This window comes from Psychrobacter coccoides (assembly GCF_017498085.1).
Lineage (GTDB): Bacteria > Pseudomonadota > Gammaproteobacteria > Pseudomonadales > Moraxellaceae > Psychrobacter > Psychrobacter coccoides.
On the sequence record NZ_JAGBKM010000043.1, the window covers coordinates 1 to 3160 of the forward strand.

Genomic DNA, 3160 nt, shown 5'->3' on the forward strand with positions numbered 1-3160 from the left:
CGATGGTAGTGTGGCTCCGGCCATGTGAGAGTAGGTCATCGTCAGCTCCCTATTCCCTAAAAGCCTCCCAACTTGATTGTTGGGGGGCTTTTTTTATGTGATTATTTTTAATATTAAGGCATGCTTTAGTATATAGTGTATATAAAGATTTATAATAAATTCATTTATATAAATTTCATTAAAATGATTTGACTTATATTGTTATAGTTGCTACTTTTAGCACAAGATACTAAGTTTGTAACTGATTCTTACTGTTAATACAAGTAGATCAAAAGTTACAGATATCAAGTGAAGTGAATGATCACTTCTTCTATTAATTATCAAAAGGAATTGATAATGAGATTTGCCCCTCTTTTTTATATTGGTGCTTTGGCCGCAGTTAGTTTATTGGGATGTTCTAATCAGTCTGATACTAGTAGCGATGATGGCGCTACGACCACTGCAGCCGCTTCACAAGAAACTACCACTCTACGTTTTTCCCATTTTTGGCCTGCAACATCAAATATTAGTAAAGAAATTTTTGAGCCTTGGGCGAAAAAGCTAGAGGATGAATCTGGTGGTCGTTTAAAAGTTGAGCTTTATCCGTCAGCTGGTCTGGCTAAAGCAGATGTCACGTATGAAGCTACCGCTAAAGGTACTATTGATATTGGCTCCCAAGTTCAGGGTTATACAGCCGGTCGTTTCCCTTTAACTCAAATCACAGAGCTTCCTGGTTTGTCTAATTCAGCAGTTCAGATGGGTTGTATGCTACAAACTTTGTACGAGGACGGTACTATTGCTAGTGAATATGAGGATACGCATCTACTATTTATGTATGGTGTTGGGCCCGGTGCATTACATACCACTGACAAGCTAATCCGTACTCCTGCTGATATGAAAGGTATGCGTATCCGTCGTCCGTCAGCAGTAGCAGGTGATATTATTGAAAAAATGGGTGCATCTCCTGTTGGTCTACCTGCCAATGATATGTATACCTCATTACAACGTGGCGTCGTTGATGGTTTGAGTTTTCCATGGGAAGCAGTAACTACTTTTAAGATCAATGAACTCACAAATTACCATACAAATTTACCACTCTATACGTCTGCCGTCATGGTGACTATGAACAAGGATACTTATAATGGACTATCAGATGATCTTAAAAAGATAATTGATAATAATTCAGGTATGGCGATGGCCAATCAGACTGGAGAAATGTTTGATAAGTATGATGATATAGCTATACAAGCTGCTAGAGATAATGGCGATGAGATGATTGATATCCCAGATCCATTAAATGATCCTGATTGGAAAGGTCCATTATTGGAAGGGACACAAAAGTATCTGGATGATGTCAACGCTCTAGGTTTAGATGCTGATGGTGTCTACGAAAAAGCCAAGGCTGCTAGTGCTGCTTGTGCAATCTAATTAATCAGAGGCAATGTCAACATGGCATACTTGGTCAAACTCAGCACCCTCATCTCCAGGCTGTGTCAGTTTATCGGCGGCATCAGCCTAGTGATCATCGTCCTCGTCACCATCCTTGACGTCGGCGCCCGCTACATCTTCAAACTCACCGGCGGCGACATGGGCTTCACCGTCAAAGGCAGCGTCGAGATCGTCTCCTACTTCATGCTCTTCGCCCTACTGGCCGCCTTTGCCGCCTATGTCGAGCGCTCACAAATCATCGTCGACGTCTTCACCCAAAAGATGCCCAAAGCCATCAAAGGCTACATGATGGGCATCTTCATGATGGGCTTCTTCTTTATCGGCCTCGTCTTCACCTGGGGGTTATACGAAAGCGCCCTAGACGCCATCGAATTTGGCAAAGTCACCCAAGACCTCAGACTCTCCATGATGCCCATCTACCTGATCAGCGCAGCACTCAGCCTACTACTGGCCATCCGCTCACTCATCGAATCCATCAACATCTTTAGAACAGGCGAATTCTTTGACGCCGAGGAGGCAGGCGCATGAGCCCAGAAATAATCGGAGCCATCGGCTTACTCATCATGATCATACTGGTCGTCGTCAGAGTCCCCGTCGCCCTCGCCATGCTCGGCGTCGGCCTCGTCGGCTTTGGCGCCGTCACCAGCTCAGACGGGGCCCTACAAATGCTCAAAGACCTCCCAGTCGACGTCTTAGCCAAGTATGACTTCAGCGCCATCCCACTATTCATTTTAATGGGCGTCTTTGCCACCCACTCAGGCATGGCCGCCAAACTCTTTGACGCCACCCGCACCATCTTTGGCGGCGTCAGAGGCAGTCTTGGCATCGCCGGCATCGGATCCTCAGGCATCTTCGCCTCCATCTCAGGCTCCTCCCTTGCCACCGCCTCCACCATGACCCGTGTCGCCTTACCGCAAATGGAGAAATACGGCTACAAACCCGGCTTTGCCTGCGGCATCCTCGCCGCTGGTGGTACCCTTGGCATCATGATCCCGCCCAGCATCGCCTTACTGGTCTACGCCATCCTCACCGAACAATCAGTCGGTGACATGTTTATCGCCGGCTTTCTGCCTGGCATCCTTGGCATGGTCATGTACTCCTTGACCGTCATGATCATGGTACGCTGGAAACCGCACCTCGCCCCGCGCGGCGAGAAGACCCCCTGGAAAGACAAACTGCTGTCCCTAACCGGACTCATCCCCTTTGGCTTTATCTTTGTTCTGATCATTGCCGGTATCTTCTTTGGCCTGTTTACCCCAACCGAAGGGGCCGCTGTCGGTGCCTTTGCCTCTTGGGCGTATGCTGCTGCCAAAGGCATGCGTATGAGAGGACTGAAACAGTCACTGATTGAGACCCTAGCTCTGTCTGCTGTGGTGTTCTTTATGCTACTGGGTGCTGAAGCTTTAGGCTACTTTATCTCAGTCTCCAGACTGTCTTATTCGTTAGCCACTTGGATTGGTGGTTTGGCCGTCAGTCCGATGATCGTTCTGCTGGCCATCTTGCTGATGTACTTCCTGCTTGGTCTGTTTATGGATGCGCTCGCCATGTTGGTGATTACCATTCCAGTGGTGTTCCCCATCATTCTAGCCTTGGGCTTTGATCCGATCTGGTTTGGTATCATTGCGGTACTTACGGTAGAGCTGGGTCTGATCACGCCGCCGATGGGGATGAATATCTTTGTGATTAAGGCGGTGGCACCGCATATTAAGCTGTCGGAGATGTTTAGGGGGGT

The 3160-nt window shown here is 47.6% G+C and carries 3 protein-coding genes; all 3 read left to right on the forward strand.

Annotated features, from left to right (window positions below; all coding sequences use genetic code 11):
- The first annotated feature begins 336 nt into the window (after positions 1–336).
- On the forward strand, positions 337–1407 hold the full coding sequence (locus J3492_RS12910) for a TRAP transporter substrate-binding protein (RefSeq protein ID WP_207992423.1): 1071 nt from the start codon (positions 337–339) through the stop codon (positions 1405–1407).
- A gap of 21 nt (positions 1408–1428) precedes the next feature.
- A complete protein-coding gene (locus J3492_RS12915; RefSeq protein WP_207992424.1) occupies positions 1429–1956 on the forward strand; it encodes a TRAP transporter small permease in 528 nt (175 codons plus the stop codon).
- The coding region (locus tag J3492_RS12920; RefSeq protein ID WP_207991270.1) for a TRAP transporter large permease at positions 1953–3160 on the forward strand (1208 nt) is incomplete at its 3' end. The genes J3492_RS12915 and J3492_RS12920, both read left to right, overlap by 4 nt.

Excerpts from the sequence above, each read along its gene's own strand:
- J3492_RS12910 (WP_207992423.1), top strand. The coding sequence starts at position 337 with ATGAGATTTGCCCCTCTTTTTTATATTGGTGCTTTGGCCGCAGTTAGT.
- J3492_RS12915 (WP_207992424.1), top strand. The coding sequence starts at position 1,429 with ATGGCATACTTGGTCAAACTCAGCACCCTCATCTCCAGGCTGTGTCAG.